Annotated in this window: 22 protein-coding genes; 11 read left to right on the top strand and 11 right to left on the bottom strand. The window is 32.5% G+C overall.

Annotated elements, in window-relative coordinates; translation table 11 throughout:
- Positions 1 to 254 precede the first annotated feature (254 nt).
- Both ACODSB_RS16855 and ACODSB_RS16850 read right to left on the bottom strand, forming a co-directional pair.
- Entirely contained in the window at positions 255 to 587 is a 333-nt protein-coding gene (locus ACODSB_RS16855) for a translation initiation factor (protein WP_180861779.1), read from the bottom strand.
- Between the two features lie 113 nt (positions 588 to 700).
- Complete coding sequence (locus ACODSB_RS16850; protein ID WP_180861777.1) at positions 701 to 1,651, bottom strand: isopenicillin N synthase family dioxygenase; 951 nt, start codon at positions 1,649 to 1,651, stop codon at positions 701 to 703.
- 370 nt (positions 1,652 to 2,021) lie between these two features.
- Here ACODSB_RS16850 and ACODSB_RS16845 point away from each other — a divergent pair, with 370 nt between their 5' ends.
- Positions 2,022 to 3,998, top strand: a complete 1,977-nt coding sequence (locus ACODSB_RS16845) for an alpha-ketoacid dehydrogenase subunit alpha/beta (RefSeq protein WP_488937894.1) — start codon at positions 2,022 to 2,024, stop codon at positions 3,996 to 3,998.
- 165 nt (positions 3,999 to 4,163) lie between these two features.
- Here ACODSB_RS16845 and ACODSB_RS16840 read toward each other — a convergent pair whose 3' ends face one another.
- From ACODSB_RS16840 to ACODSB_RS16825, 4 genes are all read right to left on the bottom strand, one after another.
- Positions 4,164 to 5,135, bottom strand: a complete 972-nt coding sequence (locus tag ACODSB_RS16840; protein ID WP_488937893.1) for a quinone oxidoreductase family protein — start codon at positions 5,133 to 5,135, stop codon at positions 4,164 to 4,166.
- Positions 5,136 to 5,320: 185 nt separating this feature from the next.
- Positions 5,321 to 5,896, bottom strand: coding sequence for a Crp/Fnr family transcriptional regulator (locus tag ACODSB_RS16835; RefSeq protein WP_488937892.1), 576 nt, complete (start codon positions 5,894 to 5,896; stop codon positions 5,321 to 5,323).
- Positions 5,897 to 5,905: 9 nt separating this feature from the next.
- Entirely contained in the window at positions 5,906 to 6,328 is a 423-nt protein-coding gene (locus ACODSB_RS16830) for a hypothetical protein (protein ID WP_488937891.1), read from the bottom strand.
- A 5-nt stretch (positions 6,329 to 6,333) separates the two neighbouring features.
- Positions 6,334 to 6,741 (bottom strand): glyoxalase, encoded by a 408-nt coding sequence (locus ACODSB_RS16825; protein WP_180861771.1) that lies wholly within the window; start codon positions 6,739 to 6,741, stop codon positions 6,334 to 6,336.
- A 291-nt stretch (positions 6,742 to 7,032) separates the two neighbouring features.
- On the opposite strand from ACODSB_RS16825, the gene ACODSB_RS16820 reads away from it, so the two are divergent.
- Entirely contained in the window at positions 7,033 to 7,461 is a 429-nt protein-coding gene (locus ACODSB_RS16820) for a hypothetical protein (protein ID WP_180861769.1), read from the top strand.
- A gap of 73 nt (positions 7,462 to 7,534) precedes the next feature.
- On the opposite strand, the gene ACODSB_RS16815 is transcribed toward ACODSB_RS16820, so the two are convergent.
- Positions 7,535 to 8,794 carry a mechanosensitive ion channel family protein gene (locus tag ACODSB_RS16815; RefSeq protein WP_488937890.1) on the bottom strand — a complete coding sequence of 420 codons (1,260 nt, stop codon included), beginning with the start codon at positions 8,792 to 8,794 and terminating at the stop codon, positions 7,535 to 7,537.
- The gene (locus ACODSB_RS16810; protein ID WP_053473186.1) at positions 8,787 to 9,080 is read right to left on the bottom strand and encodes a DUF3817 domain-containing protein; all 294 of its coding nucleotides are present in this window, start codon (positions 9,078 to 9,080) and stop codon (positions 8,787 to 8,789) included. The genes ACODSB_RS16815 and ACODSB_RS16810 overlap by 8 nt, the downstream gene beginning before the upstream one ends.
- A gap of 103 nt (positions 9,081 to 9,183) precedes the next feature.
- Here ACODSB_RS16810 and ACODSB_RS16805 point away from each other — a divergent pair, with 103 nt between their 5' ends.
- The 5 genes from ACODSB_RS16805 (at position 9,184) to ACODSB_RS16785 (ending at position 14,879) form a co-directional block, all read left to right on the top strand.
- Entirely contained in the window at positions 9,184 to 9,717 is a 534-nt protein-coding gene (locus tag ACODSB_RS16805; RefSeq protein WP_488937889.1) for a DUF6155 family protein, read from the top strand.
- 108 nt (positions 9,718 to 9,825) lie between these two features.
- The gene (locus tag ACODSB_RS16800; protein ID WP_053473184.1) at positions 9,826 to 11,364 is read left to right on the top strand and encodes a DEAD/DEAH box helicase; all 1,539 of its coding nucleotides are present in this window, start codon (positions 9,826 to 9,828) and stop codon (positions 11,362 to 11,364) included.
- A gap of 183 nt (positions 11,365 to 11,547) precedes the next feature.
- Positions 11,548 to 12,882 carry a DEAD/DEAH box helicase gene (locus tag ACODSB_RS16795; RefSeq protein ID WP_053473261.1) on the top strand — a complete coding sequence of 445 codons (1,335 nt, stop codon included), beginning with the start codon at positions 11,548 to 11,550 and terminating at the stop codon, positions 12,880 to 12,882.
- Positions 12,883 to 12,961: 79 nt separating this feature from the next.
- Positions 12,962 to 13,486 carry a GNAT family N-acetyltransferase gene (locus ACODSB_RS16790; RefSeq protein WP_488937888.1) on the top strand — a complete coding sequence of 175 codons (525 nt, stop codon included), beginning with the start codon at positions 12,962 to 12,964 and terminating at the stop codon, positions 13,484 to 13,486.
- Positions 13,487 to 13,610: 124 nt separating this feature from the next.
- The gene (locus ACODSB_RS16785; RefSeq protein ID WP_053473182.1) at positions 13,611 to 14,879 is read left to right on the top strand and encodes an NAD(P)/FAD-dependent oxidoreductase; all 1,269 of its coding nucleotides are present in this window, start codon (positions 13,611 to 13,613) and stop codon (positions 14,877 to 14,879) included.
- Between the two features lie 328 nt (positions 14,880 to 15,207).
- Here the strand turns inward: ACODSB_RS16785 and ACODSB_RS16780 are convergent, their stop codons facing one another.
- A complete protein-coding gene (locus tag ACODSB_RS16780; RefSeq protein WP_488937887.1) occupies positions 15,208 to 16,437 on the bottom strand; it encodes a multidrug effflux MFS transporter in 1,230 nt (409 codons plus the stop codon).
- Positions 16,438 to 16,577: 140 nt separating this feature from the next.
- Between ACODSB_RS16780 and ACODSB_RS16775 the strand changes: the two genes are divergently transcribed.
- On the top strand, positions 16,578 to 16,997 hold the full coding sequence (locus ACODSB_RS16775; protein WP_180861757.1) for a hypothetical protein: 420 nt from the start codon (positions 16,578 to 16,580) through the stop codon (positions 16,995 to 16,997).
- 89 nt (positions 16,998 to 17,086) lie between these two features.
- Positions 17,087 to 17,470, top strand: a complete 384-nt coding sequence (locus ACODSB_RS16770; RefSeq protein ID WP_488937886.1) for a hypothetical protein — start codon at positions 17,087 to 17,089, stop codon at positions 17,468 to 17,470.
- Between the two features lie 20 nt (positions 17,471 to 17,490).
- Here the strand turns inward: ACODSB_RS16770 and ACODSB_RS16765 are convergent, their stop codons facing one another.
- Entirely contained in the window at positions 17,491 to 17,913 is a 423-nt protein-coding gene (locus ACODSB_RS16765; protein ID WP_180861747.1) for a helix-turn-helix transcriptional regulator, read from the bottom strand.
- A 795-nt stretch (positions 17,914 to 18,708) separates the two neighbouring features.
- Here ACODSB_RS16765 and ACODSB_RS16760 point away from each other — a divergent pair.
- Together ACODSB_RS16760 and ACODSB_RS16755 are read left to right on the top strand one after the other, a co-directional pair.
- Complete coding sequence (locus tag ACODSB_RS16760) at positions 18,709 to 20,622, top strand: DUF294 nucleotidyltransferase-like domain-containing protein (protein ID WP_053473176.1); 1,914 nt, start codon at positions 18,709 to 18,711, stop codon at positions 20,620 to 20,622.
- A 3-nt stretch (positions 20,623 to 20,625) separates the two neighbouring features.
- Positions 20,626 to 21,222, top strand: coding sequence for a 3'-5' exonuclease (locus tag ACODSB_RS16755; protein WP_180860062.1), 597 nt, complete (start codon positions 20,626 to 20,628; stop codon positions 21,220 to 21,222).
- A 408-nt stretch (positions 21,223 to 21,630) separates the two neighbouring features.
- On the opposite strand, the gene acs is transcribed toward ACODSB_RS16755, so the two are convergent.
- Complete coding sequence (acs, locus tag ACODSB_RS16750) at positions 21,631 to 23,541, bottom strand: acetate--CoA ligase (RefSeq protein WP_488937885.1); 1,911 nt, start codon at positions 23,539 to 23,541, stop codon at positions 21,631 to 21,633.
- Between the last annotated feature and the right edge of the window lie 476 nt (positions 23,542 to 24,017).

Raw genomic sequence — 24,017 nt, 5'->3', positions numbered from 1 at the left:
TTCTGAGATACTAAGATTCTGAGTTTTTTTTAAAGGCACAAAGTTGCAAGAGACAAAGATTCAAAGGTTTTTCTGTAGAGGCGCACAGCTGTTCATCTATAAAATTACAAAATTTAAATTCCAAATTCCAATTACTCAAATTTAGACAAAGCTTTGCGAACTTTGCATTTTTATAAAAAACTCAAAGTAAAAAATCTTAGCGAACTTTGCGTTAAAATAAAAAATTGGAATTTGGGATTTAAATTTTGGAATTTTTATCCTCCGACACGCTTCGTTTTAAATCCTTTTTCTTTTAAAATTGCCATAATTTTGTCGCGGTAATCGCCTTGAATGATGATCGAATCATCTTTAAAAGTACCGCCAACGCTCAATTTTGTTTTGATTTCTTTGGCTAATACTTTAAAATCTTCATCGCTTCCTTCATAACCTTCAATTATAGTTGTTGGTTTTCCTTTGCGTTTTTCAAATTTACAAATCATTGGTTCTTTTTGTACATACAAAACATGATCTTGTTCCTGAATTTCCTCAGGTTCGTTTGATTCTTCGTGATCTGGAAATAAGTTTTTTAACTGATCTTTTAAGTCCATAAATTTTTTATTCTAAAAAATAAATTCCAAATATTAAGGCTTTTAAAAATTAAATTCCAAATTCCAATATGAGTTTGGAATTTGGAATTTTAATATTGGAATTTACTAAAGTTTTATTTCTTAATTAAACCTAATTCTACCAAACGTTCGTGTAAAAACTCGCCCGCTGAAATATCTTCATATTTCTTAGGATGTTCTGCATCAATACAGTTATCTAAGCAATCCAGACGCATATCGCTTACTGGATGCATAAAAAACGGAACTGAATAACGAGAAGTTCCCCATAATTCCCTAGGCGGATTTACAACCTGGTGAATTGTAGATTTAAGTTTATTATTAGTATGTCTTGACAACATATCACCCACATTAATCACTAATTCATCGTCTGCCGCAATAGCATCAATCCATTCACCATCGTGGTTTTGAACCTGAAGTCCTTTACCCTGAGCTCCCATTAACAAAGTGATTAAATTAATATCACCGTGAGCCGCTGCACGGATGGCATTTTCTGGTTCAGAAGTAATTGGAGGATAATGAATTGGTCTTAAAATAGAGTTTCCTTCTTTTGCATAATCATCAAAATAAAACTCATCAAGTCCAAGGTGTAAAGCCAAAGCTCTTAAAACATAAATTCCTGTTTTTTCAAGCATTTGGTAAGCCTCTTTACCAACTTCATTAAAACGAGGCAATTCTTTAACTTCTACATTTTCAGGGTATTCTGAAGCCCATTTAGAATCTTTGTCAACATACTGGCCAAAATGCCAGAATTCCTTCAAATCTCCCTCTTTACGTCCTTTAGCATGTTCTTTTCCAAAAGAAACATAACCTCTTTGACCGCCAATTCCAGGAATTTCATAATTATGCTTAGTTTCTACTGGCAAGGCGAAAAATTTTCTAATTTCACCATAAAGTTCGTCTACCAATTTGTCATCTAAGAAATGACCTTTTAAGGCAACGAAGCCAATGTTTTCAAATGCACTGCCGATTTCATTTACAAATTTTTGTTTACGTTTCGGGTCGTCCGAAAGGAAATCACGTAAGTCTACACTAGGAATGTTTTGCATACTTTACATTTTTATTTAAGAAAAAAAGGCGCATTAAGCCTTTCAATAACAAAGGTAGAGAATATTTTATATTTGAATTTTATAAATTACCATAAAATTTAGTTTTATATCCAATTTTTAATACAAATTCTGAATTAAAATTTTAAAAACTGAAAAATTAATGCATTTATTTTTTGTAGCTAAAATATTATAAAAAATACTGGTCTGACGAAAAAAACCGATTATATTTGTGTTCGCTTTTTTTAAACCGAAAACTGCAAATTATTTTCTATTTTTATAGAATTAATGATATGCGTTTTTAAATTATTTAACAATTAGATATAAAATTGTTATATTTTTTTATATTTGAAAAACTAAACTTACTACAAAAATGATCTTTTACAGAGAAAACCTTACTGACGAAAAATTACTAGATTTATATAAAAAAATCCTGAAACCTCGCTTGATCGAAGAGAAAATGCTTATTTTAATTCGACAAGGAAAAGTTTCAAAATGGTTTTCAGGAATAGGCCAGGAAGCTATTGCAGTAGGGGTAACGTCTGTTTTAGACGAATCTGAATACGTATTACCAATGCACCGAAACCTTGGTGTGTTTACAACCAGAAATATTCCATTGCACCGACTTTTTTCGCAATGGCAGGGAAAGGCAAACGGTTTTACAAAAGGCCGTGACAGAAGTTTTCACTTTGGAACGCAGGAATACAATATTATAGGTATGATTTCGCATTTGGGTCCGCAATTAGGAATTGCTGACGGAATTGCGCTGGCCAATAAACTTCAGGACAATAAAAAAATCACAGCGGTTTTTACCGGAGAAGGTGCAACCAGCGAAGGAGATTTTCACGAAGCATTGAATATTGCAGCAGTTTGGAAACTTCCGGTTATGTTTGTTATTGAAAACAACGGCTACGGACTTTCTACACCAACAAACGAACAATATTTATGCGAAAACCTTGCCGATAAAGGAATTGGTTATGGTATTGAAAGCTGGATTATTGACGGAAATAATATTGTTGAAGTCTACAACAAACTATCGAAGTTAAAACAGGAAATGATCGAGAATCCGCATCCGGTTTTATTAGAATTTAAAACATTCAGGATGCGCGGGCACGAAGAGGCGAGTGGTACAAAATATGTTCCGCAGGAATTAATGGATGAATGGGAAGCTAAAGATCCGGTTACCAATTATAGAAAATATCTAACAGAAATTGGAGTTCTTACCGAAAAACTGGACGAACAATTGCGTGCTGAAATCAAGCTGGAAATTGATGAAAACTGGGCAATGGCAAATGCCGAACCTGAAATAGAACCAACTTACAGCGGAGAATTAGATGATGTTTATAAAGACTTTGAATATGAAGAATATACTCATGGCGAAGAAGTAAAAAATATTCGTTTTATAGATGCCATCCGAAATGGTTTAGAACAATCTATGTGGCGTAATAAAAACTTAGTCATAATGGGTCAGGACATTGCTGAATATGGTGGTGCTTTTAAAATTACAGATGGATTTGTTGATGCTTTTGGAAAAGATCGCGTACGTAATACTCCAATTTGCGAAAGTGCCGTAGTTTCGGCTGCAATGGGATTATCCATCAATAATTATAAAGCCATTGTCGAAATGCAGTTTGCTGATTTTGTTTCGACAGGTTTTAACCCAATTGTCAATTTATTAGCAAAATCACATTATCGCTGGGGCGAAAAAGCTGATGTTGTGGTTAGAATGCCTTGTGGCGGAGGAACACAAGCCGGCCCGTTTCACTCACAGACAAATGAAGCCTGGTTTACTAAAACTCCAGGTTTAAAAGTTGTTTATCCGGCATTTCCTTATGATGCAAAAGGTTTATTAAATACCGCCATTAACGACCCAAATCCGGTTTTGTTTTTTGAACACAAACAATTATACAGAAGTATTTATCAGGACGTTCCAACAGATTATTACACTATTCCGTTTGGAAAAGCAGCTTTATTAAAAGAAGGAACTGCCGTAACTATTATTGCTTTTGGAGCTCCCGTTCACTGGGCTTTAGAAACTTTAGCCAATAATCCTGAAATTCAGGCAGATTTAATTGACTTAAGAACTTTACAGCCGCTTGATACCGAAACTATTTTTGCTTCGGTTAAAAAGACTGGAAAAGCAATTATCTATCAAGAAGATACTATGTTTGGCGGAATTGCAAGTGATCTTTCGGCTTTAATTATGGAAGAATGTTTTGAATATTTAGACGGTCCCGTAAAAAGAGTCGCCAGTTTAGATTCGCCAATTCCGTTTACAAAAGCGCTTGAAGATCAATTTTTACCGAAAAATCGTTTCGAAGAAGTTTTGAAGGAATTGTTAGCGTATTAAAACATTATAAATAAATTTTAAACACATAGAAACATAGTTTTTGAAACCGATAAAAGGCGTTTCACTTAGTTTAAACAAACATAGCTATGTGTGAGAAACTAGTTTCTTTTTATATTCTTTATTCAAGAAATAAAATCTATGTTTCTATGTGTTTAAAAAAACTTTTTAGATTAAAACAACTAATCTTTTCCCATCAGAAACATCAGCGTTCCACATTTTTTCAATATCGACTAAATTCACTTTCTCGATATTTACTTTTAGTTTGTTTTGAGAAGCTAAAACAAACATCTCAGGAAGAATTTCTGAAAATAACATTTTCACTTCATCTCTTGTCCAGCTTCCTAAACCTGAGCCAGATAATTGTAAATCAACGCTTCGCAAAATTTGAGCTGATAATTGAATCGTATCACCAGACATTGAACCAACAGAAACATATCTCGTTTTAGGAGTAAAATTACCGTTTCCTTTTAAAACAGAAAGAATCAATTCTGCCGAATGTCCCCACAAATAATCCAAAACAATATCAATTGGTGTGTTTTGATGAATTTCTTTAAGCTTCGACACAAAACTTTCATCATTCTGTTTTAAAGAAACAATTTCGTCAGCACCTAATTCTAAAAGACTTTGAAGCGTTTTTTCGCTTCTTCCCGTAACAATTATTTTTTTTGCTCCATAATGTTTCGCAATCTGAATAGCCATCTGACCCGTAAAACCAGTTGCGCCATTAATTAAAACCGTTTCTCCTGGTTTTATTCCGGCTCTAAATCGAAGCGCCATTGCCGAACCTGCAACTGCGTTAGGCATTGCTGCGGCTATTGCATCTTCAATTCCGTCTGGCAATGCGACCATTCTGTTTTTCTCGACTAAAGCTTTTTCTGCGATTGTTCCTGAAATTCCTCGGGCGTAAACCCTGGTTCCGTTTTCAAGTAAACCAATGGCGTCACTGCCAATTACAAATCCGTTTTGATTTTCATTTTCTGAAGAATAATGTTCTCCGCTTGCAATTCCTTTATCCAGATTAGTAATCGCCACAGCTTTAACCGAGATTAAAACCTCATTTTCATTTGTCGGGATTGGTTTTTGGAATTCTGCATATTTTGGCAATTCGCCTTTTTTATAAACTACTGCTGCTTTCATAATTTTTATAAATATTAAATTTTATGAAGCAAAATTATGGCGTCGTTTATGGGCAAACGATAACATTTGTTATCAAATGAAATAAGAAACAATTATCAAGTTTTTTTTTAAAACCATATAAGTTATATAAGTTAATTTAAGCCAAGCTTATAATTTCTTATATAACTTATATGGTGAAATTTTAATTATTTTTTGTGAACCAGCTTACTTTTAATTCGGCTTAAATGAACGGTGCTCACGCCAAGGTAAGATGCGATGTAATGTTGCGGAACTCGCTGCACAATTTGAGGTCTTTCTTCAATTAAACTAAGATAACGCTGAGTAGGGGAGTCTTTTATAAAAGAAAAAAAGTGTTTCATATAATCAAATGTTCTTTGAAAAAGCATATTGATTAACCGATCCCGAAGTTCTGGAATTTCTTTTATTTCTTCCAAAATTGTATCAACGTCATTTTTAGAAATCCACCATAAAACAGAAGGTTCAATTGTTTCCACCACAACCGGACTCGGAAATTTTTTAATGAAACTTTCGATAGAAGCAACACTTTGATTTTCGAAAAAAAACTGCGAAGTCAAATCTTTTCCGTTATTATTAAACCAAACCCTGATACAGCCTTTTTCGATTATAAAAAGCTTTTTAGAAACTTCGCCTTCTTCTATCAAAACTGTTTTGGCAGGAACTTCAATACGATTGAAATAGCTGGTGTATTCGTTCCATTTTTCGTCCGTTAAAGGAAATTTATTTCGGAATTGAGTGAACATCTTTTTAAATTATAATTCCCAAAAATAGCTTACTGCTTTTATCAAAATTACTATTCCAATAAAATAATATATTGTATAAAATCCAATATCAAGTGAACTAAACAAAAATATAAAAGACACATATGGATAACCATCAACAAGTATTTTATATACCCTTTTTATTTTTACATCTTTAAATTCATAAAGAATAGATTTGTGTCTAGCATCATTAAAATACATAAAATTTAGAGTTAATACAACTATCCCAAAAGCACAACAACTGTAAAAAGCAATATTGTTAAATGACCTAAAAAGTAAAGAATAGACACTTAAGATATTTATAAAAATAATAAGAGACAGCAATCCTGCGGATGAATATTCTGCAGATGTTTTATTTGTTTTTGAAATAGTTTCATAAGTACGAAAGTACAGGTAATGGTATGCTTTAATCATTAGTATTATTTAGAATCAGATTCAACCTCAAACAACTGCACCTGACTTTTCAATCTGTCAATCAATAAATTCATCATTCGTTTGTTTAAACTCGATGAATTTTGAATATAAGTTTCGTATTCTTCAATAGTAAAAAGCGCCATTACAATTCCTTTTAGAGAATTTCTGAACTTAATATCTTTTTGAATGGAATTTTCTATAGTCTGCAGTTTCTTCTCAACAGAATACGAATAAAAATCAGCTTTGTTTTTATTGACATAATTAATAAAAACCGCAATAAACAAATCGTTTTGAAGTTTTAGAATAGGCCTAATCGTCTGATTTTGAAAGATCTCATCTGGAGAAGATTGAGCACTTACAGTTCCTAAAGTTTCGCCTCTTAATTCTCTTAAAAAAGTGTCTCTATCCGCCATGTTTTTTATTTAAATTTAGAAAAAAATATAATGCAAAAATAATTTCACCATATAAGTGATATAAGAAAATTTAAGTTTTATTTCTAACTTGCTGAAATTGCTTGTAATTAGGAAAATAAAAAAATCTTAACTCTATAAGTAATGTAAAAATTAAGCTTCAAATTAATTTAACCATATAAGTTATATAAGAAAATTTAAGTTTTATTCTTAACAAACTGAAATATTTATATGTTCAAGATTAAGCTTTAATTTATGAACTTACATAACTTATATGGTTTAACACACACACTCATGAATATAAAATCTTTGGTTTTTCTCCTGTTGATATTGGTTACTATAGTTTCCTGCAATTCAAAAGAGGATAAAAATGGTTATCAGGAAGTTTTGTATCGCGCCGTAAATAATAAAGACACCGCAATTTTAGCACTTAATATAAGTGATAAACGCTTTTTCGGTCGTTATGAAATATCTTATTATAAAGTAGGGAAGGATTCCGGCGATGTAAGAGGGGATATAAACGGAAATACTTTAAGAGGTGATTTTCATTATATATCAAACGGTGGAACCTGGAAAAGAGTGCCTTTGGCTTTGCTTAAAAAAGAAAACAAACTGATTCTGGGAAATGGAGTAGTGGGAACTTACTTTAATCTTCCGTGCTTTATTGACGGAACTTTGAATTATAAAGATCCTAAGTTTGTTTTTGAAGAAATTAAAAGATAGTATTCAGTCGCAGTCTCAGTTTTCAGTTTTCAGTTTTTTACTGAGACTGTGACTGAATACTGCGACTGAAAACTTACCGATCTAAAACCCCAATCTGCGAAGGCAGTTCAAATATTTCAAGATCAAAATAGATAACCGACGCCATAATGTGATCGAAAATATCAGACATTATATATTCGTAATTTGCCCAGCGTTTATCACTTGAAAAAACATAAATTTCTAATGGAACTCCGTGTGCAGTCGACTGCAGCTGGCGGCACATAATATGCATGTTTTTATTTAATCCGGGATGATCTAATAAATACTGCATAATATATTTTCTAAACAAACCTAAATTGGTCATATTACGTCCGTTGAGAGCAAGTGATTTATCGATTCCCCGATGAGCATTGTACTTTTCAATTTCAGATTGTCTGGTTTCAATGTAAGAGGTAATAAGCTGAATTCCTTTCATATGATTTAAGTCATCATTATTCAGAAAACGAATACTGCTGCTTTTAATCAAAATATGTCTTTTAATACGTCTTCCTTCAGAATTCTGCATGCCGCGCCAGTTCTGAAAAGAATCAGAACTTAAAGCATACGTTGGAATTGTGGTAATGGTATTGTCGAAATTTCGAACTTTTACGGTCGTTAAATTGATTTCTATTACGTCGCCATCGGCACCAAATTTATCCATCGTAATCCAGTCGCCAATGCGAACCATATCGTTTATGGCAACCTGAACACTCGAAACAAATCCTAAAATTGTATCTCTGAAAATCAAGATAATAATAGCCGAAAGCGTTCCTAAAATGGTTAATAATTCGCCTCTTTTGATTCCGAATAAAGTTGAAATAATCATCGCAACCCCAAAAATCCAAAGCACAATCATAATAACCTGAATGAAACTGTCGATAGGTTTATCGCTGTATTCCGGTTTTTGCTTTAAATAATCACGAAGCGCATTAAAAATCGTTCTGATGATCCATAAACTGATCAAAACGATATAAATACCAACGATTTTCCCAAAAAGCGATTCCCAATATTCGTATTTGTCCAGAATAATAGGAACAGCTTTATAAATAAAGAAAAATGGAATTAAATACGCGGTGTATTTTGTGGTTTTATTGTGAACTAAATAGTCGTCAAACTTTGTTTTGGTTCGCTGGGCAAAAATGGCCGTCAACGTTACCAAAACAAATTTTGCGACATAATAAATGGCATAAGCCAAAGCCACCATAATGGCAATATTAAAAATCAGGCTGATATAAGACGCAAAATTGCGGCTCATTCCCCAATGCCTGAAAAGAGGGTATAAAAAATTGAATATTTTATCCAAAAGGTTAAGCATTTGCTTTAGTTTCTAAATATTTTTTCTCGATGTAGAAAGTTCCAAACGGAATAAGAGAAGCGATTAGTATAATTGCAAATGTTTTTAAATCCCAGTTTTGAGATTTTTTTAATAAAAAAGCCAAAACAATATAACCTATAAATAACACGCCGTGTGTCATTCCTAAAGGTCTTAATAAAGTATGGTAAAGTTCTGGATTGTTAGTTTTAATAATAAGCATATTGGCAAATAAAACTAAATATGAAATTCCTTCTAAAATAGCGGTAACTTTAAAAATCTTAAGCATGTAGATATATTTTGAGATTATAGCAGCAAAATTAAGTATTAGGATTGGTTTTTAAGTTATGTCTCAGGAAAGTAATTTACTTTTGTAATCTTAAACTTTGATAATGAGCAAGCGCGATTTAAAAAAATATTTAACCGAACTGAGCAAAGAGCAACTCGAAGAACAGCTTATTGAGCTGTATGAAAAATTTGCTCCGGTAAAAGTGTATTACGATTTTGTTTTTAACCCAAAAGAAGATAAACTTTTGCAGGAATCTAAGGTTAAAATTTCCCATGAATATTTTCCCGTAAAAAAGCCCAATGCAAAATGGCGCCCGAGAGCAAAAATGCGTCGTTCTGTAGCACAAAAAATCATCAAACATTTTATAATGTTAGGCGTTGATCCGTTTATCATTGCCGATTTGATGTTTTACAATATCGAAATTGCCCAAACTTATTCTGCCAACAACTACATTAAGCAGGAATTATTTTACAAAAGTATTTTTAATTCGTTTGAACAAGCAGTAAATTTTGTCATTTCTAACGGAATCCTCGCTGAATTTAAAGCAAGGATTGATGCAATTTACCAGCAGACTTTGCAGCAAAAATGGAAAAATAAGTATGATTTTGAAGCAATTCTGGATAAAATCGACTTTTAAAAACACTTCCTATAAAAAATCTTATTTAAAAAAATCATTTATTTTAGGTTAAAATAAGATGAATAACTGTTTTTTAGATGTATTTTTGCAAAAATCCAAAAATAAACAATGTCTCAAAACACTTTAGAAATAGAAAGAGAAGAGAAAAAAGAACTTTATGCATACCAAAAAGGCGATATTGATGCCATTTTTGACCGCTTAGACAATGCTCCTCCAAAACATCATTTATTGTATCAGCTGCCTACCGGAGGCGGAAAAACAGTAATTTTCTCTGAAATTGTACGTCGTTATTTATCTAATAATGACAAAAAAGTGGTTGTTTTAACTCACAGAATCGAGCTTTGCAAACAAACTTCAAAAATGTTGAAGGGCTTTGGCGTAAGCAATAAAATAATCAACAGCAAGGTAAAAGAATTACCGGACCAAAATGATTATTCTTGTTTCGTGGCGATGGTTGAAACTTTAAAAAACCGTATCAACGACGAGAAACTGCACCTTGACAATATTGGTTTGGTAATTATTGACGAGGCACATTACAATTCATTTAGAAAACTATTAAACTCATTTAAAAATGCTTTTATTCTTGGAGTAACAGCAACACCTTTGAGTTCAAACATAAAATTACCAATGCACCAAAGTTACGACGAACTTATCGTTGGGGACACTATTGGTTCATTGATCGACAAAGGATTTTTGGCGAGAGCAACAACCTATAGTTATGATGTTGGTTTGACTTCATTAAAAGTAGGTATCAACGGAGATTATACCGTAAAATCATCTGATGATTTGTATACCAATTCTTTAATGCAGGAAAAATTGCTTCATGCCTATACAGAACGTTCTTTAGGCAAGAAAACTTTAATTTTCAATAACGGTATTCATACATCATTATATGTATACGATACTTTTAGAGAAGCGGGTTACGATATTCGTCACCTTGATAATACAAGCAGTTCTGAGGAGCGTAAAGATATTTTGGCTTGGTTCAAGAAAACGCCGGATGCAATTTTGACATCTGTGGGGATTTTAACAACTGGTTTTGATGAGCCAACTGTTGAGACAATTATCTTAAACAGAGCAACAAAATCATTGACATTATATTTCCAGATGATTGGTCGTGGATCTCGTAAATTACCTGGTAAAGACGAGTTTACAGTAATCGATTTAGGAAACAACGCCGCTCGTTTCGGTTTATGGAGCGAACCGGTAAACTGGCAGCACATTTTTAAATCTCCAGAATTTTATTTGGAGAATCTTAGAGACGATACTGAGATTGAAATGTTCTTTAAATACAGCATGCCGCCAGAATTAAGAGCAAAATTCAGCAAAACTGCTGATGTTACTTTTGATGTTGAAGAAGAACACAAATTGGCCATTAAACAAAATTTACGTTCGAAAATTGTTTTAGACAAATCGCTGGAACAGCACGCTGCAATGTGTGTTGATAATACAGAGACGCTTCAGGAAGCAAAAGCTTTGTCAAGAGAATTAGAAGATGATATCGAATGCCGAATTAAACGTTACGCAAAATGCTTAAGTCAGTGTAGTAAAAACTACCGCGAATGGCTTCTGGATGATTACAAGCAAAGATTGACTTTATTAGTAGGTAAAAAATACCGCGAAAAAATCATGAACGAACCGGATTGATAATAAGAATTAAAAAAGTTTCAGGTTTCATGTTTCAAGTTCTTGAAATCTGAATAATTATAATTTCAAGAAGGAGGAATCACATTTAAGAGTAATTAAGTCTAATGTGATTTCTCCTTTTAAACTTAATTGAGTTTCTGTGTAACTTGAAACATGAAACCTGAAACAAAAAAAACTAAAAATATGTCTAAACAATTCTCAACATTAGGACTTTCAGCGCCAATTTTAAAAGCTTTAGGCGAATTAAACATTGTTGAACCTACTGAAATTCAACAAAAAACAATTCCGCTTTTACTGTCTGAAAACCACGATGTTGTTGGTTTAGCCAAAACCGGAACCGGAAAAACAGCGGCTTTTGGACTTCCTTTATTGCAATTAATTGATACGGAATCTCCTGTAGTTCAGGCTGTAATTTTAGTTCCAACGAGAGAATTAGGGCATCAGATTTTTAGAAATTTAGAAGATTTTTCAAAATATATTCCAAATATTTCAATCGCGGCAACTTGCGGTGGAATTCCCATTAAACCTCAAATTGAGCGTCTTACATCGCCAACACACATTATTGTGGCAACGCCGGGACGTTTAATTGATTTGATTCAAAGAAAAGCAGTTGATTTAAAACAAACCCAATTTTTAGTTTTAGATGAAGCCGATGAAATGGTTTCGATCTTAAAAGAAAGTCTGGACGAAATTCTGGCTGAAATTCCTAAAAAACACCGCACTTTATTATTCTCGGCTACTTTACCGGGAACAATTAAACAATTGGTTCAGAATTACTTAAACAAAAATGTAGTTCAGGTAAGCGCCAATATGGAAACTGTTGGTAACCAAGGAATTGATCACGAATATATTGTAGTTGATCCTATTGAAAAATTAGATGTTTTAATGCATTTTCTAAATTCAAAAGATGGGGAACGCGGTATTATTTTCTGTAAAACAAAAGCTGCCGTTAATAAATTAGCCAAAAATCTGGCGATAAACCGTTTTTCTTCGGGAGCAATTCACGGAAGTTTATCACAGGGAATTCGTGACAGAATCATGGAACAATTCCGCGAAGGACATATTAATATTTTAGTTGCCACCGATTTAGCAGCGAGAGGAATTGACGTAAAAGAAATCTCTTATGTTGTCAATTACCATTTACCGGATGCTTACGAAACGTATGTTCACCGAAGCGGAAGAACTGCCAGAGCAGGAGCAAAGGGACTTTCTTTAACTGTTTTACAAGAAGAGGAAGTGGCAGAAATTGCTGATTTTGAAAGAGAACTGGGACTTAAATTTACTAAATTCCAAAAACCTTCAGCCTTAAGTATTGAAGAAAACAATACACTTTTATGGGCAAAACAAATCTTCAAAACAAAACCAAATCACGATATTTCGACTGATTTGAAAACGAAGGTAAAAACCGTTTTTCATCATCTTACAAAAGAAGAACTGATTGAGAAATTGTTAGCCAATTATGTTTTACAAAATAAAATTGAAGTAACAGAAAAACCTGTTAAAAAATTCAAAAAGTAAGACTTCAAGCTTTTTAATCTGCTGATTTATGTTGTAATTTTATAAGGAATTTAAATCCTAAAACTCAGCATAAATTAGAATGGAAAATATTCATATAAACGAGATTACACTTGACGATATTGACCAATTACAAAAAATTGGCCGACAAACTTTTTATGAGACTTTTTCAGAATCAAATTCTGAAGAAAACATGCGCAGTTATTTAGAAAAAAAATTTTCTAAAGAAAAATTGACGGAAGAATTAACGAATAAAAGTTCTGAATTTTATTTCGCCCTTCTTGATAATAACGCAATTGGTTATTTAAAAATAAACTTCGGAGAATCGCAGACTGAACTGCAGGACGAAAAATCCCTTGAAATCGAACGTATTTATGTTTCAAAAGAATTTCACGGAAAAAAAGTCGGACAGTTGCTTTATGAAAAAGCGATTCAAACAGCCAAAGAAAAGAACGCTGACTATGTTTGGTTAGGAGTCTGGGAAGAAAATCATCGCGCTTTAAGTTTTTATAAAAAGAATGGTTTTGTCGAATTTGACAAACACATTTTTAGACTTGGAAACGATGAACAGACTGATATTATGATGAAACTTAAATTGACTGAATAATTCTCAAAAAAGGAAAAGAAAACTTAAGTTTGAGTTTCATATTTGGAATTAAAATGTTAAATTTATGGAACTGCTAAGGCAAAAACAGTTTTACTCATAAATCCTACATAATAAAACAATACGTATGAATATAGTCATTATAGGAGGTGGTTTTGCAGGAATAAATCTCGCAAAAGAACTTGTAAATCATCCTCAAATACAAGTAACCCTTGTCGATAAAAACAATTATAATTTTTTTCCTCCGCTTATATATCAGGTTGCAACCGCTTTTTTAGAACCATCAAGTATTAGTTATCCTTTTAGAAAATTTTTCGCTGGTAAAAAGAACCTTCAGTTTCGTTTAGGTGAATTACTTTCTGTAGTTCCTGCCGAAAATAAAATCATTTTGAGCAACGGCGAATTATCATATGATTATTTGGTTTTTGCAACGGGTGCCGAAACGAGTTATTTTGGTATGGAAAACGTAATGAAAAACGCAATCCCGATGAAAACCTTAAATGATGCCATCGAAATGCGAAATGCATTGCTTAAAAACCTTGAAAAAGCTGCTATTACAAAAGATATTCGCAAACGACGTAAATTATTAACGATCGTTGTTGCCGGAGGCGGACCAACAGGAGTTGAAGTTTCTGGAATGTTTGCCGAAATGAGAAAAAATATTCTGTTGAAGGAATATCCGGAATTAGAAACATCTGCGAGTAATGTTTATTTGGTTGATGGAGGAGATGCTCTTTTAGCACCAATGAGCAAGGAATCTCAAAAAGATACTCTCGAAGCGCTTACAAAACTTGGTGTTGTTGTAAAACTGCATACTCGTGTTGTTGATTATGTTGATGATACGGTGCATTTTGAAAATGGAGAAACAATCAAAACCAAAAACTTAATTTGGGCAGCCGGAGTTTCTGCGAAGCTTTTTGACGGAATTCCAAAGGAAAGTTACGGTCGCGGCCGACGTATGGCTACAGATCAATATAGTAAGGTAAATGGTCTAGACAACATTTATGCTATTGGTGATACTGCAATTTCAGCCGGAGATAAAAATTTCCCCGACGGACATCCACAGGTTGCGCAAGTTGCAATTCAGCAAGGATTAAATTTGGCTAAAAACTTTAAGGCAATGACTCAAAATAAACCTTTGAAACCATTTGCTTATAATGATAAAGGTTCAATGGCGATTATTGGAAAAAACAAAGCCGTAGTTGATTTACCAAGTCCTAAATGGCATTTTAAAGGATTCTTTGCCTGGGTTATCTGGTTGTTTATTCATCTGATTTCCTTAATTACATATAGAAACAGAATTAATACATTTTGGAACTGGATGGTTGCGTATTTCGCCAGAGATCAATCTCTTAGAATGATTATTAGACCTGATAAAAAACAACAATTGGAATAAAATATTAAATTCCAAAATTTTTTAAATTCCAAATTCCAATTACAGGAATTTTGATTTTTTTTGAGTTTATAAACCCGACAGGTTTTTAAAACCCTGTCGGGTTTGTTGTAGAAGATCCACAAAGTATTGTCATTTCGACTGAAGGGAGAAATCGCACTAGAATGTCGACAAAGATTGGCGATTCAGATTACGGAGTTTCGTGTGCGATTTCTCTCTTCGGTCGAAATGACAAACTGTTGAACATAAAAAAAAGCCAGAATCAAGATCTGGCTTTTTATATACGAATACAATTGGAATTTGGAATTTAAAAAAATTGGAATTTAAATATCTAATGTCCCACAACCACATCATCACTTTCAGCAATCTCAACTTTATTTTTAATAAAACGTTTTCCAATATTTAAAACTACAAAAGCAATAATTGTAGTAACGGTCATAATAAGAACCATTGGCGCTACAGAATCCTTAACAAAAATTCCGACAGCAAATGAAGCTAAAGCTCCTAATCCTAATTGAATAGCACCCATTAAAGCCGAAGCACTTCCGGCATTTTTAGCAAATGGAGCCATTGTAAGTCCGGCAGTATTTGGGTTTGAAATTCCTAAACAGCCCAGGAATAAAAATAACATTACAATTGTCGAATACAATCCTAAAAGGTTATTTACAGAAAGTATAAGGAATACAATAGTAATTAAAGATTGTAAAATTAAAGCAGCAAAAATCATTTGTTCACTGGAAAATCTTTTCAATAAAACCGAATTCAACTGGCTCGAACCAATAAAACTAACGGACATAAAAGCAAAAATCCATCCGTATGTTTTAGCATCAACGTGGTAAATATCCATAAAAATGATAGGTGATGCCGCTACATATGTAAATAATCCGGAAAAAGCGATCGCTCCCGTAAATGCATACGTATAAAACTGAGGCTCTTTAAGGACTTTTAAAAAGTTTGAAATAATAGGTTTTGGTTTTAAAGAAATAGAATGGTCTGGTTTATAACTATTTGGCAAACCAACTTGAGCAGCAATTAAAATGGCAATTCCCATACAAAACAGGATTAAAAATACGATATGCCAACCAAAATCCTGTGTGACGTAACCGCCAATTGTTGGCGCCAGCATCGGCGAAAGTCCTAAAACAAGCATTAATAACGAGAATACTTTAGGGATATCTTTTACGGGAAATAAATCACGAACCATTGCAACCGAAGCTACAGTTGCAGCACAGCTTCCGACAGCCTGAATAAAACGTAAGAAGATAAACGAATCAATATCAGCGACATATACACAGCCTAAAGAAGCTAAAATATAAACCATTAACCCAATAAATAAAGGTTTTTTGCGTCCGAAACGGTCTAATAAAGGTCCGTAAAGTAATTGTCCGGCAGAAATTCCGATAAAATAACTTGATAAACTCATCGAAACTTTTGCTACAGACGTATTTAAATCCTTAGCAATATCAGAGAAACCAGGCAGATACATATCAATTGAAAAAGGGCCAAGTGCAGTTAAAGAACCTAAAATAAGTATAAGTTGAATATATTTTTTTGTTGTCATTTTCTTAAAATATTGCTTTTAATTTCGTGCAAAGATAAATATTAACTATCTTGTTGTAAATAATAATTACTTTAATTCAAAAATGGTTATTATATAACGTTTCGAAAATGTTTTGAAACATTAACTATAAAATTTAGATTATGAAAAAATTCACTTTACTATTAGCACTTATTTTTACAACAATTTCTTTTGCTCAAACCATCTCATCAAAACAAGAAGATGCAAATGTGGAGCAATATGCATTACTAACAAAAGTAAATCAATATTATCCGGATATTACTTTAAGCAAAACGATCACAAATTTTTATGCTGATGGAAAAATTATTGATTCACAGCAGCAATTTGATTTAAAAGGAACAAAATTTTCAAGTTATAAACTTGGAATTGAACCAGACAACAAAAAACTATTGTTTGAATATGTTTCTGATGAAACCGGAAAAGTTTACGGTGACGTTTCGCTTTTTAACGGAAATGTACTGAGAACAACATTTACTGAAAAAACAAATCAGATTGAAGTTTCACTTAACGGAAAATCGGTTTATTTGAAAAAATTAAATTAAATTTTCAAATACGCGAAATATAAAGCATCACAATTCTGTGATGCTTTTTTCGTTTATATTTGAATCATAATTCTGCACATTTAAAATTTATGAAAAAATTTATTTTATTTCTCATTCTTATACACTTTCAATCATATTCTCAAACCAATAAATTTACCGGCACATGGGGATCAGAAAAATGCAAAGACTGTAAAAAACAATATATTTTTACCATAACAATGGCTCAGTCAAATTATACGATTTCAGGAACTGCAGAACTTACAAGCGATTCTAAAGAATTAAATTCGGGAGTTTTGGATATTACGGGATATGTTTATCCATTAGGCGACACGGCTCAAATAAAACTGATAAATAAAGACGGATCAAGTTCAAGCGCAGTTTTAGTTGTAGAAGATAATGTCATTCAATTTAGAAAACGAGGCGGAAATGATTTAGTTCCTAAAGAATTAATTATGAAGAAATTATACGAATAATGTCGTAGTAATTTATTTTTTTACTTTCCCTGAATCAACTTTTCTAACTTATCAATCATTTCTTTTTGCTGCTGCAGCATACGCTCGTAAAGCTCAACCATTTTATCTAAAGGATTGAATGTGCAATTGAAGTTTGCCTGTGCGCCATCTGTAAAAGTATTCGCAACAGCGCTATCGTGGAAAGTACTTGCTATAATATTAATTGCAGAATCTTCATCAAAATTCTCGATAGCTTCAACAGGCACTTTAAGAATTTTAGCCACTTGATCTAAAATATTATTTTCAATCAATTCTTTTTGCTCCAAAAGAGAAATTTTCTTTTGATTCCATTCTTCGCCCAATTCAAAGGCAAGCGCTTCCTGTTTAATACCTAACATTTCACGGAAACGTTTTATATTTCTACCTTGATGTATTATTTTGTCTGTCATGTTGCGATCTGTCATAAATGTCAAATATAGGATTTTTACTTAAAATAATTAAGACATATAAAGGTTTAAATTTAAAATAGAAATTGTGACGTATGGAGAGCTTTAAAAGTTAAACAAGGAATTGAGAAATTTCTATTATAGAAATTGAAGTTTCACTCAACGGAAAATCCGTTTATTTGAAAAAAATAAAATAATTTTTCAAATATGGAAAATTTGAAGCATTACATGTACATGATGCTTTTTTATTTGAACGCGTATAAATTCCTTATTTGAAATTTGAAAATTTTATTTTTCAAATATGAGAAATTTTAAGGCAATAAAATGATACGAATTCAAATCAATATAAATCTCATATTTGGAATAAGATAAATTATTTTTTGAGATATGAGATTCTGAAACAAGAGATAAGTCTATGAATAGAAAGAGAATACAAATAATAAAGCCTCACGAGCATCCAATTAAACACAGATACTTTTGAACTATAATTTATATTATGTAAAATAGAAAATTATAAGAATCTTATGGTGAATCATTCATTATTATAAATTCTGAATAATCTAAACTGCTGCCCCTTTCACTATACAACATAAATTGAATAATTTAGTTTATAAGCTTATAAAACTGTAAATTTATAACAATGAAAATCAATCAATTATTTAAAATTGATTCTCAAAAAACTATTTTAAAGCCTTGAATTCAGTAATTCTTAACATTTCTTTAAAATAATTAGATTCTGAGCAAGATGGTTTCATTCTAAGAGTTTATTTTATTATTTTTACATTCAATATTTTAAAAGATATTATACCATATATGAATACAATTGCTGAGCATATTGCAGATTTTTTAAAAGAATACCCGCCGTTTGATAACTTAACTTTTCAGGAATTATCAGATATCGCAACAAATATTCGTGTCATTAATTTAGAAAAACATGCAGTATTGTTTCAAAATAATGATCCGCTTCACGACAGCTTTTATGTTGTAGCTTCTGGAGTCATTAATTTAACAACAATTGCTGATGCCGAGGAAACTCTTATAAACAAATGTCACGAAGGAGATATTTTTGGTTTACGCCCGTTTTTTGCCAAAAATAACTATATGATGACGGCAAAAGCACGCGAAGAAAGTATTGTTTATGCTATTCCTATTGCTGTTTTCCGTCCGTTTGTAGCTAATAATTCAGATGTTTTAAATTTTTTACTGGAAAGTTTTGCAGTAAATTCAAGACATACACGAGATAATTCCCGTTCTAACGGAAAATTAGATCCGGACAGTAATTTCATGGATCAGCAGAATGAGATGCAGTATATTCAGTCTCTTTCTTATAATAATTCTCCGTTAACAACAGAATCTCACCATATTGTAAAAGATGTTGCCATTTTAATGACAGAATCTATGGTGGACAATATTGTGATTTGTGAAAAAAATAATCCAATTGGTATTGTTACCCATGCCGATTTATCTTCAAAAATTGCAACCGGACGTTATCCTATTACAGAAACGATTGACAAGATTATGTCTTCGCCGGTTGTTACAGTAATTGAAAATGTTTCTTTGGCCGAAGCTCAGCTTTTAATGCTGAAACATAATGTTTCTCACCTTTGTGTGACTAAAGACGGTACAAGTAAATCTGCTGTGAAAGGAATTATTTCTGAGCACGATTTAATTGTGGCTCAAGCTAGTAACCCTGGTGTTTTAATTAAAGAAATTAAGCGTTCGCAGCTTCCAAAAGATTTAAAACAAATTCGTGATCGTTTATCAGATTTGATTCAGAATTCGATTCAGAAAAATATACCAATTTCTCACGTTAGCAATATTGCAAGCGAAATTAACCTTGCCATCATTAAACGTGCGGTAGAATTATCTATTTTAGATTTAGGCTCCCCTCCTGCCAGATTTGCATGGTTAAGCATTGGTAGTCAAGGACGTAAAGAACAGCTTTTATTGACAGATCAGGATAGTATTTTGATTTTTGAAGATGTTGCTCCGGAGAAATATCGTGAGGTAAAAGATTACTTTTTAAGACTCGCAAAAAGAACAACTGCCATACTTGAAAAAGTAGGTTACGAATATTGTCCAAATGGTCACATGGGAAGTAATATGTTATGGTGTAAGTCATTGAGCGACTGGACAAAACAATACAACAGCTGGATGAATACTCCAGGTGAAAACAGTAATGATTTGAGCAGTATTTTCTTTGATTATGAGATTGTAATTGGTGAAGCAAAAATTGAAGAAGTTATCGAAAATGTGGTATTTAAAAATGCCGTAAACAATACTTTATTCTTTGACTTTTTAGGAAACGATGCTTTAAAAAGAAATTCTCCTCTAAGCTTTTTCAAAAAGTTTATTGTTGAAGAAGAAGGTCCGCAAAAAGGAAAATTCGATATTAAAACCCGTGCTTTAATGCCGCTTATTGACAGTGCACGTTTATTAATTTTGAGCGCGAATATAAAAGGAATCAAAAATACGTATTTAAGATTCAAACAATTAGCGATTACCGATTCTAAAAATGCTGAAATATATTTAAGTTGTGCCGAAGCTTTTTTAACACTTTCAAAGTTTAGAACTGTTGAAGGTTTAAAAAATGACGATTCCGGGCAATATATTAATTTAAGAGAAATGTCTAAATCAGACAAAGAGAAGTTAAAAAATGCTTTAACCCCGATGAAGGATCTTGAGGAACTTATTAAGAGTAAATTTCAACTGACACAATTCTCATAAAATATGCTAGACTGGATTAAAAATATCAATAAGGAATATCCGGAATTCTGGAAGGAATACTTAACAAAATTAGAAGCAAAACCCACTAAATATGTGGTTTTGTCAACGGAAACTTCTGGCTTAAACCCTAATAAAGATGTTATTTTATCTTTAGGGGCTTTTTCTGTAATTGACGACAGTATTGTAATTAAAGAGAATTTTGAAGCGGTTTTACTTCAGTATAAATTTCTAGAAGAACACGGAATTTCTAATGAATTCATTATTGAAAGCAAAATGAATAAAATGCCTGAAGCTGAGGCTTTAGAGGCATTTATAAATTTTATTGGAAATGCAGTTCTGGTGGGTCATCATATTAATTTTGATATTGAAATGCTAAATGCTGCTCTCGAAAGATTAGATTGCGGAAGATTAAAAAATGAAGCTCTTGATATTGATGTTATGTATCGAAAATTAACTGATATTAATGACAAACAGTTTTCCTTAAACGATTTATGCGAAATTTATAAAATCCCAAAAAGCGACAGAAATTCTTCTGCGGAGGATGCTTATAAAATTGGGCTTTTGTTTTTGAAATTGAAGTCGAGATTGGGGATACGATAATTTTTTCACCATATAAGTTATATATAAGAAATTTAAGTTTTGATTGTTTAGTAAAGCAATTGTAATTGTCAGGCTGAGCGAATTCGAAGCTCCTCATGCAGAATCACACATAATCTTGTCATTTCGAGGAACGAGAAATCGCACTCGTAATTCTACAAAGATTGGCGATATGCATTGTCGAGTTTCTTGTGCGATTTCTCGTTCCTCGAAATGACAAACTACATGTTGAAGCAATGCGATTGTCAGGCTGAGCGAAGTCGAAGCCCTCGCAAAGTGATTCTGCATGACGGGCTTCGACTTCGCTCAGCCTGACATATGTTATCAATACTTTTTATAAAACAAAAACACATAAAAAAATGCCTCTTAAAATTTTAAGAGGCATTTTTTATTATAAATACAAGTTTCGAATTAAGAAATTCTATCTTTAATAATCTCATCTACAATTTCAGGATTCAATAATGTTGAAGTATCTCCAAAATTAGAATTATCACCTTCAGCAATTTTACGTAAAATTCTACGCATGATTTTTCCCGAACGTGTTTTTGGCAAACCAGAAACGAATTGGATTTTATCTAATTTAGCGATTGGCCCAATATGATCCGAAATATATTGGTTGATCTCTTTTGATAAATTCTCTTTATTTCTAACTTCTCCAGTTTCTTTCAGAATAACGTAACCATATAAAGCGTTTCCTTTAATATCATGTGGGAATCCAACAATAGCAGATTCTGCAACCGCTGGGTGTTCGTTGATAGCATCTTCGATTGGCGCTGTTCCTAAATTATGTCCAGAAACAATTACAACATCATCTACTCTACCCGTAATTCTGTAATAACCAACTTCGTCTCTTAAAGCTCCGTCACCTGTAAAGTATTTTCCAGGGAAAGCAGAGAAATAAGTGTCTTTATAACGCTGGTGATCTCCCCAGATAGTTCTGGCGATTCCAGGCCAAGGGAACTTAATACATAAACTTCCAACAACTTGGTTTCCTTCAATTTCATTGCGTTTTTCATCCATTAAAACTGGCTGAATTCCCGGTAATGGCAAAGTTGCATAAGTTGGTTTTGTTGGTGTAACGAAAGCAATTGGCGAAATCATGATTCCTCCGGTTTCAGTCTGCCACCAAGTATCAACAACCGGACATCTTTTATCTCCTACGTGGTCGTTGAACCAGTGCCAAGCTTCTTCGTTGATTGGTTCTCCAACAGATCCAATAACTTTTAGCGATTTTAGAGGATATTTTTGAATATAATCTAAGCTTTCTTTTGCTAATGAACGGATTGCCGTTGGTGCTGTATAAAATTGTGTGATTTTATGTTTTTCGATAATATCCCAAAAACGGCTAAAATCAGGATAAGAAGGAACTCCTTCAAAAATTACGGTTGTTCCGCCATTTAGTAATGGTCCGTATAAAATATAAGAGTGTCCTGTAATCCATCCAATATCTGCCGTACACCAGAAGATATCGTTTTCTTCATGGCTGAATACGTTTTTGAAGGTATAAGCTGTATAAACCATGTATCCAGCTGTTGTGTGCACCATTCCTTTTGGTTTACCTGTTGATCCTGATGTATAAAGAATAAACAAAGGATCTTCGGCATCCATAATTTCAGCAACACTATTGTCAAGAGCGGCATCTAATAAAGGCTGTAACCAAATGTCACGTCCTTCTTTCATTGACACTTCTGTTTTTGTTCTTTTTACCACTAAAACTTTAGAAACAGATGGACAGGTATCCAAAGCTTCGTCAACAATAGATTTTAAATCGATTGTTTTATTTCCTCTGTAACCTCCATCAGATGTGATTACCATTTTACATTCGCTGTCGATAATTCTTGCAGAAACTGCAGAAGCAGAAAATCCGGCAAAAACTACTGAGTGAATCGCTCCAATTCTGGCACAAGCCAAAACAGAAACGGCAAGTTCAGGAATCATTGGTAAATAAATACAAACGCGGTCTCCTTTACGAACTCCCTGCTCACGCAGAACATTCGCCATTTTTGAAACTCGTTCGTATAATTCGTTGTAAGTTATATGTAAAGCGCTTTCAGACGGATCATTTGGTTCAAAAATAATAGCCGTTTTTTCTCCTCTTTTGCTTAAATGTCTGTCGATACAGTTTTTGGTAATGTTAACCTTAGCGTCAGTAAACCATTTCACTTCGGCATCGGCCATATTAAAATCAACAACTTTTTCCCACTGTTGATACCAAGTAAAATTTTCTTCGGCAATTTTCCCCCAAAATTTTCTTGGCTCTCTTATTGACTTATTGTAATGTTTAAAATATTGTTCTAAATTTTCAATTTTATAATAACTCATAGTTTTGTGGAATTTTTTTTATAAATGTATTAAATCTGCTTCTATTCTTAAAATTATTTAATTCATAAATTTTATATAAAAAAAACATATAATAAATAAAATATACGTTTTTTTTAAAGTTATTCTAAAAAAAGACGATTTAAGAAAAAATCTAAATCGCAAAAAAGGTATGACAAAGAAATTATCATACCTTTTTATTTAACAAATTTCAATAACAATTAATTTTGTAATATCTGCATTACAAATGCTTTCCCTACTTTGAAAATAGCAGCAGCTTTATTAATTATAATAGAAATTTCAACAAGTATATTTTTTGATTAAAAAATATACCCCAATTTTAGGGATCCGCTTCACTTAACTTGCTTAAATAACAGAAGTTAAGTGAATGCAAAATGCATCTATATCTATTTTCTTAATAAGTGCTTACTAATTCAAAATATTAATTTAAAACATTGATACAGAGCAAATTCCACTAC

This window comes from Flavobacterium sp. FG68, from assembly GCF_057808895.1.
The sequence above is the reverse complement of the archived record's forward strand: the minus strand, read 5'-3'. Positions and strand labels throughout refer to the sequence as shown.

What these genes read in the sequence shown, in the direction of transcription:
- ACODSB_RS16855 (WP_180861779.1), bottom strand. Translation starts at nt 587, where the DNA reads ATGGACTTAAAAGATCAGTTAAAAAACTTATTTCCAGATCACGAAGAA.
- ACODSB_RS16850 (WP_180861777.1), bottom strand. Translation starts at nt 1,651, where the DNA reads ATGCAAAACATTCCTAGTGTAGACTTACGTGATTTCCTTTCGGACGAC.
- ACODSB_RS16845 (WP_488937894.1), top strand. Translation starts at nt 2,022, where the DNA reads ATGATCTTTTACAGAGAAAACCTTACTGACGAAAAATTACTAGATTTA.
- ACODSB_RS16840 (WP_488937893.1), bottom strand. Translation starts at nt 5,135, where the DNA reads ATGAAAGCAGCAGTAGTTTATAAAAAAGGCGAATTGCCAAAATATGCA.
- ACODSB_RS16835 (WP_488937892.1), bottom strand. Translation starts at nt 5,896, where the DNA reads ATGTTCACTCAATTCCGAAATAAATTTCCTTTAACGGACGAAAAATGG.
- ACODSB_RS16830 (WP_488937891.1), bottom strand. Translation starts at nt 6,328, where the DNA reads ATGATTAAAGCATACCATTACCTGTACTTTCGTACTTATGAAACTATT.
- ACODSB_RS16825 (WP_180861771.1), bottom strand. Translation starts at nt 6,741, where the DNA reads ATGGCGGATAGAGACACTTTTTTAAGAGAATTAAGAGGCGAAACTTTA.
- ACODSB_RS16820 (WP_180861769.1), top strand. Translation starts at nt 7,033, where the DNA reads ATGAATATAAAATCTTTGGTTTTTCTCCTGTTGATATTGGTTACTATA.
- ACODSB_RS16815 (WP_488937890.1), bottom strand. Translation starts at nt 8,794, where the DNA reads ATGCTTAACCTTTTGGATAAAATATTCAATTTTTTATACCCTCTTTTC.
- ACODSB_RS16810 (WP_053473186.1), bottom strand. Translation starts at nt 9,080, where the DNA reads ATGCTTAAGATTTTTAAAGTTACCGCTATTTTAGAAGGAATTTCATAT.
- ACODSB_RS16805 (WP_488937889.1), top strand. Translation starts at nt 9,184, where the DNA reads ATGAGCAAGCGCGATTTAAAAAAATATTTAACCGAACTGAGCAAAGAG.
- ACODSB_RS16800 (WP_053473184.1), top strand. Translation starts at nt 9,826, where the DNA reads ATGTCTCAAAACACTTTAGAAATAGAAAGAGAAGAGAAAAAAGAACTT.
- ACODSB_RS16795 (WP_053473261.1), top strand. Translation starts at nt 11,548, where the DNA reads ATGTCTAAACAATTCTCAACATTAGGACTTTCAGCGCCAATTTTAAAA.
- ACODSB_RS16790 (WP_488937888.1), top strand. Translation starts at nt 12,962, where the DNA reads ATGGAAAATATTCATATAAACGAGATTACACTTGACGATATTGACCAA.
- ACODSB_RS16785 (WP_053473182.1), top strand. Translation starts at nt 13,611, where the DNA reads ATGAATATAGTCATTATAGGAGGTGGTTTTGCAGGAATAAATCTCGCA.
- ACODSB_RS16780 (WP_488937887.1), bottom strand. Translation starts at nt 16,437, where the DNA reads ATGACAACAAAAAAATATATTCAACTTATACTTATTTTAGGTTCTTTA.
- ACODSB_RS16775 (WP_180861757.1), top strand. Translation starts at nt 16,578, where the DNA reads ATGAAAAAATTCACTTTACTATTAGCACTTATTTTTACAACAATTTCT.
- ACODSB_RS16770 (WP_488937886.1), top strand. Translation starts at nt 17,087, where the DNA reads ATGAAAAAATTTATTTTATTTCTCATTCTTATACACTTTCAATCATAT.
- ACODSB_RS16765 (WP_180861747.1), bottom strand. Translation starts at nt 17,913, where the DNA reads ATGACAGATCGCAACATGACAGACAAAATAATACATCAAGGTAGAAAT.
- ACODSB_RS16760 (WP_053473176.1), top strand. Translation starts at nt 18,709, where the DNA reads ATGAATACAATTGCTGAGCATATTGCAGATTTTTTAAAAGAATACCCG.
- ACODSB_RS16755 (WP_180860062.1), top strand. Translation starts at nt 20,626, where the DNA reads ATGCTAGACTGGATTAAAAATATCAATAAGGAATATCCGGAATTCTGG.
- acs (WP_488937885.1), bottom strand. Translation starts at nt 23,541, where the DNA reads ATGAGTTATTATAAAATTGAAAATTTAGAACAATATTTTAAACATTAC.